The sequence below is a fragment of the Acetobacteraceae bacterium genome, from assembly GCA_039613835.1.
Taxonomy (GTDB): Bacteria; Pseudomonadota; Alphaproteobacteria; order Acetobacterales; family Acetobacteraceae; genus Sorlinia.
Window position 1 is genome coordinate 1,564,217 of record CP154827.1, and the last position, 13,731, is coordinate 1,577,947.

Sequence of the window (13,731 nt, forward strand, 5' to 3'; positions counted from 1 at the left end):
ATGCAGGGCGTGTTGAGAAAGCAGGATGATGAAGACTGTCAATATTTGCATCAATGGCGCCGGCCCGGTTGGCGCAACCCTGGCGTGCGTTCTGGCCCGGGCCGGGCTACGCGTCCTTATTATTGAACGTTCCCCGCTTGAAGCGGCAATCGGCCCCCATCTGGATGGTCGGGCTTATGCGCTTTCGGAAGGGTCACGGCGGGTTCTGGCGCAATCAGCTGTCTGGTCGCACCTCCCGAACGGCGTGCAGCCCATAAAGGAAATTTCCGTCATTGACGGGCGGCATGAATCCGGGCCGCCTCCAAATGTCGCGCGCATCCTCACGCGCATCGGCGCACGATCACTCACCTTCAGCGCGCAGGGCCTGCCTGATAATGAGGCCGGGTTGCAGGGTTTTGGCTGGATGGTCGAGGCGATGGATTTGCGACGCGCCCTTCATGCCACCCTCCGTCATCATGCAGGCCCGAACCTCATCATCGCCGCGCCAGACCAGGCGCGTTTCACTTTTAAAAATGATGGCGCCATGATTGCGCTCGCCTCCGGTGCGCAATATCGGGCGCAACTCGTTATCGCGGCAGAGGGGCGTCAAAGTCCGCTACGGAAGCAGGCGGGCATCCCGTTGACGCATCTGGCCTATAAACAAAATGGCATTGTCACGATTATCGCGCATGAGAATGCGCATAATGGCACCGCTCTGGAGCGCTTTCTGCCCGATGGTCCTTTTGCGCGACTGCCCCTGATCGGTACGGACGCCGCTCTGCACCGCTCCGCCATCGTCTGGGCCGCACCGGCCGCGCGCGCGCATTATCTTCATGCTCTCCCCGATGAGACTTTCAAGCGCGAAATCAATGCGCGTCTGGATGAGCATGTCGGTGCCGCGACACCTGTCGGACGGCGCTGGCTTTACCCGCTTTCCGCGCAATACGCCCAGAAATATGTGTCTCATCGCCTCGCGCTGATTGGCGATGCGGCCCATGGACTGCATCCGATTGCGGGCCAGGGCTTGAATATGGGCTTTCGCGATATCAAGATCTTATCTGAAGTTTTGGTAAACGCTTTTGAGAAGGGGCAGGATCCGGGCCGTGATGATGTGTTGAAACTCTATCAGCGTCTGACGCGCCCCGATAATATGGCGATGCTGCTCACCTGCGATATCATGGAGAGGGTTTTCGCCACCCGCCACCCCGTCATGCAGATTTTACGCCGCGTCGGAATGCGGGGCTTTGAGAAAGCAGCCCCCTTACGTGCACGTTTCATCCGACGAACAATGGGATTATTATGAACGCGCTGGACCTCGATAAAATCTGGCAGGACATGCTGCGCCAAAGCGCTGTCTGCTGCGACCCGCTGATTCAAGGCGTTTTCACGACAGGGATCACGGAACATCGAAGCTTCGATGCGGCGCTGGCGGCTCTTTTGGGCACAAAACTATCAGACCGCGCCCTTTCCGTGCCCGCATTATCGTCCCTGATCATGGCCTGCCTCAAAGACACACCGCGCATTGCCGAGGATGCCGCCGCGGATATGCTGGCCGTCTATGAGCGTGACCCCGCATGTACGGATTATGTGACGCCCTTCCTCTTTTTCAAAGGCTATCACGCGCTTCAGGCTTACCGCGTGGCAAACTGGCTTTGGCAGCATGACCGCAAGCACCTGGCACAACATTTACAAAGCCTCGTTTCAGAGCGTTTCGGCATCGATATTCACCCGGCGGCCACCATCGGGCGGCGCGTCATTTTTGACCACGGCACGGGCATCGTCATTGGTGAGACAGCCGTCATTGCGGATGATGTCTCCATCTTCCAGAATGTCACGCTTGGCGGCACGGGTAAGACGTCCGGCAATCGGCATCCCAAAATCGCGCGCGGTGTCCTGATCGGCGCGGGCGCGAAGGTGATCGGCAATATCTCGGTAGGGGAAGGTGCTAAAATCGGGGCAAGTTCCGTCGTTTTGAATGATGTTGCACCCCATGTCACAGTCGTGGGCAATCCTGCGCGACCGGTCGGCAAGCCAAATACCAGCGACCCGGCCCTTTCCATGGATCAAAGCTTCCCGGATACGGATTTTGTCATCTGAAGTGTTGCGGCGGCAGCCTGACGGAACGCCCCGCGTGGATGACGGGAGACCGATATGGCTTTTGCCGGGTAGAAACGATATGATGGGCGCTGATGCCTGATCCGCATCATCACGAAAAGGTCGCGCTTTTCCCTTCAGGGAAGCGACATTGCATTGACACGATAATGAGGGAAGATGAGCTGGCTTACCGAATATGTCCGTCCTAAAATCAGGGGACTTCTGCAGAGGGATGTCCCGGAAAATTTGTGGACGACGTGCGAGTCTTGCTCTCAGATGATTCTGGTCAAGGATTTTGACCGGTTCCTGAAAGTATGTCCCCATTGCGGCCATCATGGTAAGGCGGCTGCCAAGGATCGTCTCAAATGGACATTTGATGAGGGCGCCTATACGCGCATTGAACTCCCGAGGGTCGCGGTTGATCCGCTCGGCTTCAAGGATCAGAAGCGCTACACGGACAGGCTCAAAGATGCGCGCATGAAAACGCATCTGGATGAGTCGCTGGTGGTCGCGCATGGGCAGGTCGGGGGGCATCCGGCGGTTGTCGCCGTCATGGCCTATGAGTTCATGGCCGGCACAATGGGCTCCGCGCTGGGTGAAGCTTTTATCGCCGCCTGCAAACTCGCCATTCTGCAAAAAGCGGCTTTGATTATCTACACGGCCTCCGGCGGTGCGCGTATGCAGGAGGGGGTGTTATCCCTCATGCAGATGCCGCGCACGACGATCGGCATCCAGATGCTTAAAGATGCCGGACTGCCTTATATCGTGGTGCTGACGAACCCGACGACCGGTGGCGTCTCCGCCTCCTTCGCCATGCTGGGTGATGTGCATATTGCGGAGCCACAGGCCCTGATCGCTTTTACCGGGCCGCGTGTCATTCAGGATACGGTGCGGGAAAAACTGCCGGAAGGGTTCCAGAGATCCGAGTATCTGCGTGATCATGGCATGGTGGATATCGTTACGCCGCGTGATGCGTTGAAAGAGACGCTCGACCGCATCATCGGCCTCATGATGCAACGCCAAGATACCGGCGCGGCGTAAGCGCTTCCCCGGGCCGCGCCATCGCTCATGACTGAAACGCCGATCATGACGCCGTCAAACCCGACGCAAGGCCAGCCTGCCAGGCTGGTCAGCGAATATTCGGGTTCGGTCGGCAAAATCCTTGCGCGCGTCCAGGCGGCCTACCCGAAATATATTGACCTGTCGCTGGACCGCCTGACGACGCTGCTCCACGGATTGGGAAATCCGGAGCGTGCTCTCCCCCCTGTGATCCATGTGGCAGGGACAAACGGGAAGGGCAGCACATGCGTCTTCATCCGCACCATTGCGGAAGCCCATCAATGGCGCGTCCATGTCATGACCAGTCCGCACCTCGTCTCTGTCACAGAGCGATTTCGCCTGGCAGGGGAACTGGTGCAGGAGGATGAGCTTGTCGCAACGCTGGAAGAAGTGGAAGCCATCAATGGGAACGCGCCCATTACGGTTTTCGAAATTTTGACGGCCGCGGGGTTTCTTCTTTTCGCCCGGCAGCCGGCGGACCTCGCCATTATTGAAGTAGGTCTCGGCGGGCGATTCGACGCGACGAATGTCGTGTCCGCCCCCCTTGCGAGCGTCATCACCCCGATTGGGCTGGATCATCAATCTTTCCTCGGGGACAACATCACCGAGATCGCGCGGGAGAAAGCGGGGATCATCAAACCTCATTGTCCGGTCATCAGCGCGTCGCAGGACACGGCGGTGACTTCGGTCATTGAAGCCGAAGCCTTAAAGCTGAACGCGCCCTTATGGATGATCGGGCGGGAAGTCACCTATCGCGTCCTTCCCGATGGCGGGATGGTTTATTCGGACCGTTATGGCGACCTCACCCTCCCCGCACCTGGCCTGGTCGGGCAGCACCAATATGGCAATGCCGCGCTCGCCATCGCCGCCTTGCGCAGCGCTGCCATCGACAGAATACAAAATGCGGACTGGACGGCCATAACGCAGACGCAATGGCCCGGAAGGTTACAGAAATTAAGTGGGTCGATCCTTAATCACGTGCCACCCGATTGGGAAATCTGGCTTGACGGGGGGCATAATCCCCATGCCGGTCACGCCCTTTTGCCGACATTGCAAAAATGGCAGGATCGCCCGCTTCACCTTTTGATCGGCATGAAAAGCAGCAAGGATATTGAAGGGTTCATCTGCCCCCTACTCCCTTACGCGACCTCCGTCCATGCAGTAATGGAGCCGGATCAATATGATGCGATTTCCGTGGCGGATATCGTCGCGGCCTCTGGCCATGTCGCCATCCCCGGCCCGGATATCCTCGGCGCTTTAAAAAAGCTCAGTGGTGCAACGGGGCGCGTTCTGATTTGTGGCAGCCTTTACCTTGCCGGTGCCGCGTTGCGCCGGGACAAGGTCGTTGAGCGCGTATGACGCCGCCCTGATGCGTGAGGGGTCAATCGTGCCCTCCCATCAACTCGGGCATTCTTAACGGTCTCAACCGATTTTACGCTTGACGAATTATCCCGTTTAACCGCAAAAGGGCCTGCTGATGCCGGGTTAGCACAGTGGTAGTGCAGCGGTTTTGTAAACCGAAGGCCGGGGGTTCAAATCCCTCACCCGGCACCAGCCTCTCTTGTTTGGAAGTTGTCGCGCCCATAAGGCCCCCCTGCACTCGCGACGCGGACGCAGTCACTGTTCCTCACAATTTCTCCGATGCGGCCCCTATTGGCGGATTGATTGCGCTGCGATCAGCCGATTGGCTCGCGCCTTAAAAAATGGCCCTAAACCCCATCTGAGACATCGAAGAGCTGAAGAAGCGTCCGGGATGGCGACGCTTTGCGCTCCATTCTCTCGGGAGAGACCCTCCTAAGACGGCCCATCGCGCAATTGAATGAAGGAGATGGATGCTTTATAATTAAGAATTTGGTCCTGAAGATGACGATTTTACCCCGCTTGCGGGGGCGCAGTCTTTTTCATTCCCTCTCCCGAAATTTCATTTCTGACGCGGCGTCGCCATCTGACGTTTCGATTTGCTTATTCTTCCGGCCTTTGAAGTGAACAGCGCGCGCGGCAGGTCCAGATATTTCAGCCTTCATCATAAAGAAAAAAACAATGGATGATATGACAACGCTTGCTTTCAGACTCATTGCGCATTTCGAAAGCTGTAATTTAACCCCCCCATCAATGCTTGTCCGATGGCGCGCCCGTGCGGGAGGACAGCCCGGCCATCACGCAGGTGCAGGCCGATCTTATGCTCACGAGAATGATCATCGATATTGAGCAGAAAATCGAGGCGATGACGCGCGTGGCTCTCAGCCCGGCGCAATATGCGGCGCTCACATCTTTCATCTATAATGTCGGGGAAAATGCTTTCTCCAGTTCGACGCTTCTGCGGAAATTGAATGAGAGCGATTACCAGAGCGCTGCCAATCAATTCCTCCTCTGGATCCATGCTGGCGGCATCACATTGCGTGAGTTAACCCGGCGGCGCGAGGCGGAACGGCGGTTATTTCTCCATGGTGAGGGCGTGATTGACGTCCTGAAACGCGCACAGAAAGACGATTGAACCGTCTCGGTTGAAGACGACTCGTTTGAAACTTTCGGCAAGCTTGATAGAAGAAGGCGGAAATCGAGCCCTTTACCTTGTGGCTCCTGAAAGCAGCCTTCTAAAATCACGGAGAATAACGGCGCATGGAGCAGACTCCCCTCAAACGTGGCGGCATGGGGAAGCTGCTTCGCGCCTGTCTCATTGTCATTGTCCTGGCCGGTATTATGACCGTTGCACGTTATGTCCCCGTCGCCGCCAATTTTACGCGCGTGGTCGCTTCGTGGCAGCATTCCCCATGGGCACCCGTCATTTTCTGTCTTCTCGGCATTTTTTATGCGGCGTTTGGGATGCCACGTCAGGCATTATGCGCCGTGGCGGGACTGATTTTCGGGGTTGTGATGGGTTTGAGCCTTGCCATGGCGGCCACCTTACTCGGTAATCTCATCGATTTTTACCTCGCAAGAATCATGCGGCAGAGACGGAATCGTGACGGGCAGGCAACCCCGCCAACACGCTTATGGCAAAAAAAAATGGAGTCCTTCGGGCATGTTGCCAGGAATGCACCCTTCTGCGCCATTTTGATGCTTCGCCTCATGCCGGTCGGGTCCGCCCTGCTCGTCGCCCTGGGTGCCGGATATTACGACATCGGTGTCTCCGCCTTCATTGCCGGAACATTACTCGGCTCCCTCCCGCAGAACCTCGTTTTCGTCCTGATCGGAAGCGGCTCCCACCTCGGGCGGGGCAGTCAGATTACGGTCGAGGTGCTTCTTTTCGCCCTGTCCATGATGCTCGGCATTCTCATCATGCGCCACCGTCAGGAAAAATTTTGAATTGAACCACCCAGCCAGGATGGACTTTATCTTAAGAGAGCGTGGCTCTACCTGCCCCGCCAGGGCCATTCGGCGCTGGCGGGGCAGGCTCCTCTTGCATCAGGCGTTCAGCTGATCGCGTCTTATTCGACTCATATCAATGCTACCCAAGTTCCAACCGCTTTCTTTCGTTACCTTTCCGACCATAAAAATAGATCAAGCGCCGTTTTCTAAGTCTTTCGGAGCGTTCCATGTTACTTACAAGCGCACGCAATGCTGCAGGTGCGCGCTTCTCTTCGATCCGGAGAGGTCAGCAACTGGAAGATATTGCGCATCGACATCGTATCTATGAACGCGTGGCATTCCTTCTCGGGATGATCTGTGCTATCGGACCCATCTCGACGGATATATATATCTGCCCGCCTTCCCGGCGATTGAGCATTCCCTCCACGTCCCATCAGGAAGTGCCGGGCTGACTTTATCCACCTGGATGGTCGGGCTGGCTATTGGCCAGATCATCATGGGACCGCTCTCCGACAGATTTGGGCGGCGGGCCGCCATGTTCTGGGGGGGATGGTTGCTTATACGCTCAGCAGCGTGGCTTGTGCCTGGGCGACAACGATGACGCTTCTCGCGGTCGCACGGTTTTTTGCCGCGCTCGCCGCATCATCTTGCATCGTCGTCCCAAGCGCCGCCGTGCGTGATTTCGCAACAGGTGACGCAGCCTCACGATTAATGTCCCGCCTCATCCTTATCCAGGGGACTGTGCCAGTGCTTGCGCCGATGCTGGGTGGATTCGCGCTGGAGTGGGTCAGCTGGCGCGCGGTTTTCTGGCTATCCGCCGGATATGGTGTTCTCTCATCTGTGATCCTGATTTTTCTTTTTCCGGAAACACTGCCATTGGAGCGGCGCAAAAATGTGCATATTCTGGCTTTGTGGCAGCGCTTTCATGCCATCATCCGCGAACCTCTCTTTTCACGCAGTAGTTTGATTTATGGTTTAAGTGGTTTCATGTTTTTCGCTTATCTGACGGCTGCACCAGGCATCTTTCAGCATCTTTACCGGTTTTCCCCCGCGCATTACGGCATGATTTTCGGCATCTGCGCCGTATGTATGATCGGCGCCTCCCAGATCAACAGCGTGCTGGTGGGGAAAGTGCGCAGCACGCGCCTTTTCGGTTGGGCACTCTCTGTCACAATATGCAGCACATTGCTCTTGCTCATCGTAGCGATGATCGCGGTGCGTTACCCTGAAAAAGCGGGCACTCTGCGCGCGACGACGTTACCACCTTTCATCACCCTCCTGATCACGGCGCTGTCCATGACGGGGATCATCACGCCCAACACCATTGTGCAGGTCCTTAAAAACCATCATCAACATGCGGGAAGCGCCTCCGCGCTGGCAGGTACGATTCAATATGTGTTCGGCGCGGCGGTCTCCTTCCTGATCGGGTCATTGCCGGCGGCATCACCCCTCCCGATGGTGGCGCTGATGTTTATCGCCGCCATTCTGATGGGCCTCGTCGCGGCGCGAAAACCACGAACCCTCCCGTCACCTGACATTCTCAGCGTGGATTGAAGCGATAATGGGTCCGATCATTGTCCTGCTTGTTGAGGATGACGCTTCTATCGCTCTTGTGGTCAAGACTCTCCTGACGCGGAATGGCTACGAGGTACATCAATGCACCAATGCTGAAGACGCCCTGAAAAGCTGCGAGCATATCGGGCCCGGTCTGCTTATGACCGACCTGCATCTTAAGGGTCAGACGGACGGATTGGCCCTCATCGACCGCATGCGCCAGAACTTCTCGGCTTTGCCTGCGATATTGGTTTCGGGCGACTTCACCGAGGGGGGCAACCTCGATGCGGGAGATGCCATTATTCGACTGGGCAAGCCCTTTCGCGCAGCGACGATGCTGGCCGCCCTTGCCCGCGCCCAGAAAAAACCGGTGTGACATTTACAAATCGAGGGGAAACCATCAGGATAAGGCCCCGTTTTTTCGACTTCTGAAAGCGCGTTTATGACGGATACTGCCTACGCCGACCCCCAGCCGGAGATCAACCTCAAAGATTTCATTCGTGGCGTGCCGGACTTCCCGAAACCAGGCATTCTTTTCTATGATATCTCGACGCTGATCCGCCATGCCGATGCGTGGCAGATCGCGATAGCCCGCATGGCGCGTGCCGTTGCCGCTTTCAAACCGGATATCCTCGCCGGAATCGAGAGTCGCGGTTTCCTCACAGCAGCGCCGCTTGCGCAGCGACTGGGCTGCGGCTTCATCATGTTGCGCAAGCCTGGCAAACTTCCCGGTAAAACCATCTCGCTTCAGTACGGGCTGGAATATGGCGCTGACGAGCTCCACATCCAGGAAGATGCCATTATCCCCGGGCAACGTGTGGTCGTGCTGGATGATCTGCTTGCGACAGGCGGCACGCTGGCAGCCTCCATCGCCCTCTTGAGGAAAGTTGGGGCCGAGGTGATTGGTGCTTCCGTCCTGATTGAGCTGACTGGCCTTAAAGGCCGTGAGAAAATCGATACGGACCTGAACGCCCTGATTTCATACGATGTGTGATTAAGAGTTACCCAATGCCACAAAAACTGGAATCTCTCTGGGCAGAGCGCTACCGAGAAGACAATATGCCCCCGCGGCCTGAGGCCGCATCAAAACTCTCTTATGCTCTTGAAACAATGCTGGCGCATCGCTCCGTGCGTGCCTTCCTGCCGGACGCCCTGCCTGAAGGCGTGCTGGAATGGGCGATTGCCGCAGCTTCCTCGGCCTCGACCTCGTCCAATATGCAGGCATGGTCGGTCATTGCCATTCAAGATCCGGCGATGCGCGATCTTATGGCGCAATTATCCGGCAATCAGGATCACGTGCGCAAGGCGCCTGTTTTCCTCGCATGGGTAGCGGACCTCTCTCGTCTTGAACGCGCGGCGCAGCGGGAAGACAGGCCGGACATCGTGCTCGATTATCTCGATTTCTTCCTCGTTTCCGTTGTGGATGCCGCGCTCGCTGCGCAGAATGCCGCCATTGCGTTTGAGGTTGCCGGGCTGGGCATCACTTATATCGGCGGTATCCGTAGCCACGTGAAGGAAGTTGCAGAGGCCCTCGCACTGCCACCCCGGAGCTTCGTCGCTTTCGGCATGTGTGTCGGCTGGCCCAACCCGGCCCATCCGGCCAGCATCAAGCCGCGCCTGCCGCAAAGCGTCGTGCTCCATCATGAAAAATACGTTCATCAGGCAGAGGCGGGGCTGATCGACGCTTACGACGCGCGCGTCAGCGCTTTCCAGCAGGAGCAAAATCTCCCGCCTCGTCGGTGGACGGCGCACGCTGCCCGCCAGGCGACGGATCACGCTTATGTCAATAAACGTAAGGAGCTGCACGACGTGCTCCAGGCGCTCGGCTTTCCACTCACTTAAAGTGGCTCGGCAAGGTGTCACCCGCCCGTGCCACTTGAGAGCTCACCGTAAAATGCCGGTATGGCCCAGGGAATAACGCCCCGGTTGCGGCCAGACGGTCAGGCCGTGGGGCTCCAACCCCACCGGGATTTTGCGGACGGCGCCGGTTCGCGTGTCGATGGCGTAAACCACATCATCGAAACGCCCGGAAAGCCAGAGGTAACGGCCATCCGCCGAGACATTCCCCATATCTGGACTGCCCCCGCCAGGGATCGGCCAGTTCTTGATGACTTTATCGGTCGCGAGATCAATGACGGAGACACTGCCCGGACCGTTTTTAGGTCCATGAATTTTGTGGGAGCCGCGATTGGCGACATAAAGTAATTTGCTGTCTCGGCTGATATATTCGCCGTGGGTCCCGACACCGGTCGGGATAAACCCCGTCTCCTTGAACATGTCGCCATTCAGGATGAAGACACCGTCAGCCATCATGTCCGCGACGTAAAAGCGGTGACCATCCGGCGCTGTCTGGATATCCTGCGGCATACCCCCTTTTGATAATTTGAGATAGCTGAGCACCTTACGATTGACGGTATCCACTTTGACGAGATACCCGCCAAATTCACAGGTGAAAATAGCGTAACGCCCATCACCGGAAAATCCGGCATGATTGACACCGGAGCATTCCGGTGTCGCTACCGAGCCAATCAGCGCCATGGAAAGCGGCTCGCGGAAATCCAGTCGACGATGCGCCTCCGCGACGGTAATCGCGAATTTACCGTCCGGGGTGAAATACATATTGTAGGGATCATCCACGGGCAGAGAGGGGCCGGGACGACCCGTCACTGGGTTAATCGGCGTGAGGCTGCCATCCTCATGGCCTTCCGCATTATTCGTCACCCATAAATGGCGGAGGTCCCAGGATGGCACGACATGTTGCGGGCTGCGGCCCACTTTGAAGCTGTCGACGACTTTGAAGCTCGCCTGATCGATAACTGAAACCGAATTTCCTCTCAGATTGGGGACGTAAACCCGTTTGAGATCATGCGCCACAATGGGTGATAATTTTTCGGGGCCCGTCGTTTCGCTATATATATTTTTCGGGTTTACAACAGGCGGCATACCCGGGATCGTTTTCACCTCCTCCGAAGGCGACGGCGCCGCACTCGGGATAGGCGTTTTTTCAGGCGTGACAGCGAAGGGTTTTGCTGACCCGTAATCTGGCTGCGCGGGGGAAGGGGTGGAAAGGATGAAGGGTGACCCTGCGGCAACCGCCATTGAAAAGAAGAATCTCAAATGCAGTAAGCTCATGAATGATCCTCTCAATTATTTGTTATCTCGACGCAGTCGGGCAATGGCCGTGTCGACCTGAAAGGAAGTGCCAACCGCGCCGAGCGCAGCGGTGCTGGGCCGGGGATCACCTCCATACACACCGTCTTCTTTCCCTGACTTTAAAGACTTCTTCATCAGCGCAAGCCGAACCATCACAAGGTCAACCGCCAGCATAAGAGACGCATCCATCAAATCCGCATGTTGGCCGATATCCTGCGCGAACCCCCTCTCCCGCAACCATGGGACGAACCGGCTTTGCAGGACATCGTAATAGGGCGTCACGTCGATTATGCGGGCTGCCCCTTGCCAATGATGATTGAGTTGCCGCGTCACACGCGCGACAAAGGCGCGGTAACTACCATGGTCGGAGATGATAGCGATACGTTTGAAGCCCTGCGCACGCAGGCTTTCAGCCGCACCAACGAGCATCCCTTCGAAAATTTGGGGCGGGATGGAGATCGTCCCGGGAAAGCGCATACGAGGTGTGCGGGACGATGTGTCGCCTTCCGGCACGTAAGTGATGACGGGCGCGACCAGGCAATGGCCCAGCCCCCGCGCGATCCGTAAAGCGAGCGCCGCGGCGCGGACATTATGCTTGCCGACCGCTATGAAAGGCCCGCTCTGCTCCGTGCCGCCGATCGGAATGATCACCGTCCTGTCGCCATTCTGAATGGCGCGGGCGATTTCCGGCCAGGTCATTTTTTCAAGCGCGACTTCCGGCGCCGCGAAAGCCGATGAGATGGGAAAGCCAAACCGAAGCGCGACCCCGACAAACAAAATCATGCGCGGTACGACGTGCATTTTCATCCCTGAACAGCGGCAAAATCGGATGAGTGACCTTTAGTCAGGTAGCCCTTCTTTGCAGGGCCTGGAGTAAACACGTCTTTGCATCGGGAGCTGAATTAAAATTTTAGGTGAGAATCACGGCGCGGCTTTAAGCCGCCAGAGTCCAAGGTCGAGTTTATGCCCGTTGGAATAATTTAAACCGCTGACCCGCCCCAATAATTCAAGATCTTCCTGCTGATCTCCCAGAACGGCTTTGAAACGACCATCTGCCTTAAGGTCAATGAGGACGAGTGTGCATTGAGGACGCCACGCCATGTAGGTCGCCGCCGCACCGACACCGAAGAGCTTCGTCTGCGTCCCGACAAGGAAAGCAAGGGACGGCTCGGAATAAGAGGGCGAAATAAGTGTCGTCTGATCACCACATATCCGGTGCGCTTTAAAAAGTGCCGCAGCATGTGGCGCGAGTTGGATGGTCGATAATTTCGGGATGACAATCAGAAACAACCCGAGATGGATCAGCACGGCAGAGAGGACAGCCCAGATTGCCGCCACCCGGCGCCGCACCTGAAGCAACGCAACGCCAGAAGCGCCCAACGTCACGCAGGCAAGCACGGAGCCGAAAATGAGGAGAGGATGGACGAAATGCTGGTCCCGCCAGATCAGCACACCGCCTGATACCGCCAGAGCCAACCCGACGATAAACCACAGAGCGCCATAAAGCCGGGTCAGCCAACGCCCGACGAGGTGACGCGGCACGGCGGGTGCCCATGCCATGATGCCGGCGGACGCCAGAATGGCGATCGCGGGATAAGTAGGAAGAACGTAATGCGGTAATTTTGTCGCGATGATTTCAAAGACGAGCCAATGCGGGATGATCCAGCAGAGTAAATATCGAACAGCCATCTCATGACGTCGCGCCCAGATCTTCGGCAATGCCAGCACGGCGAAAAGTGAGCCCGGCCAGAAGGCGAGCAGAAACACCGCGAGATGATAGCCCATCGGCAAACCATGCGCCTGCTGACCCTGGCCGATCTTGCCGAGAAAATTGACCCCAACCGCATCACGGAAAAACGCACCATGACTGACAAACCCGATCGCGATGCACCAGGGCAGAACGACCGCCAACGCGATGAGCCAACCATATTTGAAGCGGAGCCCGCGCCACCATTCCCGCCGTCGCTCACATAGCCATAAAGCGCCAATCGTGCCGAAAGACGGGATGAGGACGACCGGCCCCTTCAACATGAGTCCACAACCCAGCGCGAGCCAGAACAATAAAGCCCATTTGAAGGGGGCAACGCGTCCCTGTTGCGCGGACAGATAGGTTTTGAGCAGGGCCCCCTGAACCAGAAGGATATCGAAAAGCAGGACGGTGTCGATCGTCGCCATCCGCCCTTCCGCCATCATAAGCGTTGAGACAGCGAGAAAGGCCGCCGCCAGCAAGCCCGTCATCGTACCGAAAAGCACGCTCCCGAGCCATGCCGTCAATGTTACGGCACCCGTGACGGCGATCAGGCTGGGGATGCGATAGGGCCAGGCGATATGGCGCGCGGACGGGCCACCAAAGACCGCCTCTGCCCCGGCCTCCAGCCAGTAAATACCGGCTGGTTGCAGATATCGCTTCTGATCCAGAAATTTCACATCAATGAAATTCCCCGTCTCCAGCATTTGTCCGGAGGCTTCCATATAGCGGGACTCATCCCGATCAAGGGGCGGCAGGGTCATGCGCCCTGGCAGAAAGATCAGAAAAGTCAGGAGGGCGATGGCGCTGTAATGGCGCCAATTTAAGCGCGCCAA

Annotated in this window: 14 protein-coding genes and 1 tRNA gene; 12 read left to right on the top strand and 3 right to left on the bottom strand. The window is 57.2% G+C overall.

Features of this window, described 5'->3' with window-relative positions; translation table 11 throughout:
- The first annotated feature begins 25 nt into the window (after window positions 1–25).
- The 12 genes from AAYR33_08675 (at window position 26) to AAYR33_08730 (ending at window position 9,837) form a co-directional block, all read left to right on the top strand.
- Complete coding sequence (locus AAYR33_08675; protein XAO71066.1) at window positions 26–1,282, top strand: FAD-dependent monooxygenase; 1,257 nt, start codon at window positions 26–28, stop codon at window positions 1,280–1,282.
- Window positions 1,279–2,076 (top strand): serine O-acetyltransferase, encoded by a 798-nt coding sequence (gene cysE, locus AAYR33_08680; protein ID XAO71067.1) that lies wholly within the window; start codon window positions 1,279–1,281, stop codon window positions 2,074–2,076. The genes AAYR33_08675 and cysE overlap by 4 nt, the downstream gene beginning before the upstream one ends.
- Before the next feature lie 174 nt (window positions 2,077–2,250).
- Window positions 2,251–3,114, top strand: coding sequence for an acetyl-CoA carboxylase, carboxyltransferase subunit beta (accD, locus tag AAYR33_08685; GenBank protein XAO71068.1), 864 nt, complete (start codon window positions 2,251–2,253; stop codon window positions 3,112–3,114).
- Between the two features lie 45 nt (window positions 3,115–3,159).
- Window positions 3,160–4,491, top strand: coding sequence for a folylpolyglutamate synthase/dihydrofolate synthase family protein (locus AAYR33_08690; GenBank protein XAO71069.1), 1,332 nt, complete (start codon window positions 3,160–3,162; stop codon window positions 4,489–4,491).
- A 120-nt stretch (window positions 4,492–4,611) separates the two neighbouring features.
- Window positions 4,612–4,686 (top strand) — tRNA-Thr (locus AAYR33_08695).
- A 580-nt stretch (window positions 4,687–5,266) separates the two neighbouring features.
- Window positions 5,267–5,626 carry a lysozyme gene (locus AAYR33_08700; GenBank protein XAO71070.1) on the top strand — a complete coding sequence of 120 codons (360 nt, stop codon included), beginning with the start codon at window positions 5,267–5,269 and terminating at the stop codon, window positions 5,624–5,626.
- 125 nt (window positions 5,627–5,751) lie between these two features.
- Window positions 5,752–6,438: a VTT domain-containing protein gene (locus AAYR33_08705; GenBank protein ID XAO71071.1), complete on the top strand. Its 687-nt coding sequence runs from the start codon at window positions 5,752–5,754 to the stop codon at window positions 6,436–6,438.
- Between the two features lie 230 nt (window positions 6,439–6,668).
- Entirely contained in the window at window positions 6,669–6,893 is a 225-nt protein-coding gene (locus AAYR33_08710; protein ID XAO71072.1) for a hypothetical protein, read from the top strand.
- Window positions 6,894–6,990: 97 nt separating this feature from the next.
- A complete protein-coding gene (locus AAYR33_08715) occupies window positions 6,991–7,995 on the top strand; it encodes an MFS transporter (GenBank protein ID XAO71073.1) in 1,005 nt (334 codons plus the stop codon).
- Window positions 7,996–8,002: 7 nt separating this feature from the next.
- Window positions 8,003–8,371 carry a response regulator gene (locus tag AAYR33_08720; GenBank protein ID XAO71074.1) on the top strand — a complete coding sequence of 123 codons (369 nt, stop codon included), beginning with the start codon at window positions 8,003–8,005 and terminating at the stop codon, window positions 8,369–8,371.
- A 66-nt stretch (window positions 8,372–8,437) separates the two neighbouring features.
- A complete protein-coding gene (locus AAYR33_08725; GenBank protein XAO71075.1) occupies window positions 8,438–8,989 on the top strand; it encodes an adenine phosphoribosyltransferase in 552 nt (183 codons plus the stop codon).
- Window positions 8,990–9,054: 65 nt separating this feature from the next.
- On the top strand, window positions 9,055–9,837 hold the full coding sequence (locus AAYR33_08730) for a nitroreductase family protein (protein XAO71076.1): 783 nt from the start codon (window positions 9,055–9,057) through the stop codon (window positions 9,835–9,837).
- Between the two features lie 42 nt (window positions 9,838–9,879).
- Here the strand turns inward: AAYR33_08730 and AAYR33_08735 are convergent, their stop codons facing one another.
- The 3 genes from AAYR33_08735 to AAYR33_08745 all read right to left on the bottom strand — a co-directional run bounded on the left by AAYR33_08735 (window position 9,880) and on the right by AAYR33_08745 (window position 13,731).
- The gene (locus AAYR33_08735) at window positions 9,880–11,127 is read right to left on the bottom strand and encodes a YncE family protein (GenBank protein ID XAO71077.1); all 1,248 of its coding nucleotides are present in this window, start codon (window positions 11,125–11,127) and stop codon (window positions 9,880–9,882) included.
- 15 nt (window positions 11,128–11,142) lie between these two features.
- Window positions 11,143–11,949: a creatininase family protein gene (locus AAYR33_08740; GenBank protein ID XAO71078.1), complete on the bottom strand. Its 807-nt coding sequence runs from the start codon at window positions 11,947–11,949 to the stop codon at window positions 11,143–11,145.
- A gap of 120 nt (window positions 11,950–12,069) precedes the next feature.
- Complete coding sequence (locus tag AAYR33_08745) at window positions 12,070–13,731, bottom strand: glycosyltransferase family 39 protein (protein ID XAO71079.1); 1,662 nt, start codon at window positions 13,729–13,731, stop codon at window positions 12,070–12,072.

Excerpts from the sequence above, each read along its gene's own strand:
- AAYR33_08720 (XAO71074.1), top strand. The coding sequence starts at position 8,003 with ATGGGTCCGATCATTGTCCTGCTTGTTGAGGATGACGCTTCTATCGCT.
- AAYR33_08730 (XAO71076.1), top strand. The coding sequence starts at position 9,055 with ATGCCCCCGCGGCCTGAGGCCGCATCAAAACTCTCTTATGCTCTTGAA.
- AAYR33_08675 (XAO71066.1), top strand. The coding sequence starts at position 26 with ATGATGAAGACTGTCAATATTTGCATCAATGGCGCCGGCCCGGTTGGC.
- AAYR33_08715 (XAO71073.1), top strand. The coding sequence starts at position 6,991 with ATGGTTGCTTATACGCTCAGCAGCGTGGCTTGTGCCTGGGCGACAACG.
- accD (XAO71068.1), top strand. The coding sequence starts at position 2,251 with ATGAGCTGGCTTACCGAATATGTCCGTCCTAAAATCAGGGGACTTCTG.
- AAYR33_08735 (XAO71077.1), bottom strand. The coding sequence starts at position 11,127 with ATGAGCTTACTGCATTTGAGATTCTTCTTTTCAATGGCGGTTGCCGCA.
- AAYR33_08690 (XAO71069.1), top strand. The coding sequence starts at position 3,160 with ATGACGCCGTCAAACCCGACGCAAGGCCAGCCTGCCAGGCTGGTCAGC.
- AAYR33_08740 (XAO71078.1), bottom strand. The coding sequence starts at position 11,949 with ATGCACGTCGTACCGCGCATGATTTTGTTTGTCGGGGTCGCGCTTCGG.
- AAYR33_08705 (XAO71071.1), top strand. The coding sequence starts at position 5,752 with ATGGAGCAGACTCCCCTCAAACGTGGCGGCATGGGGAAGCTGCTTCGC.
- cysE (XAO71067.1), top strand. The coding sequence starts at position 1,279 with ATGAACGCGCTGGACCTCGATAAAATCTGGCAGGACATGCTGCGCCAA.
- AAYR33_08725 (XAO71075.1), top strand. The coding sequence starts at position 8,438 with ATGACGGATACTGCCTACGCCGACCCCCAGCCGGAGATCAACCTCAAA.
- AAYR33_08710 (XAO71072.1), top strand. The coding sequence starts at position 6,669 with ATGTTACTTACAAGCGCACGCAATGCTGCAGGTGCGCGCTTCTCTTCG.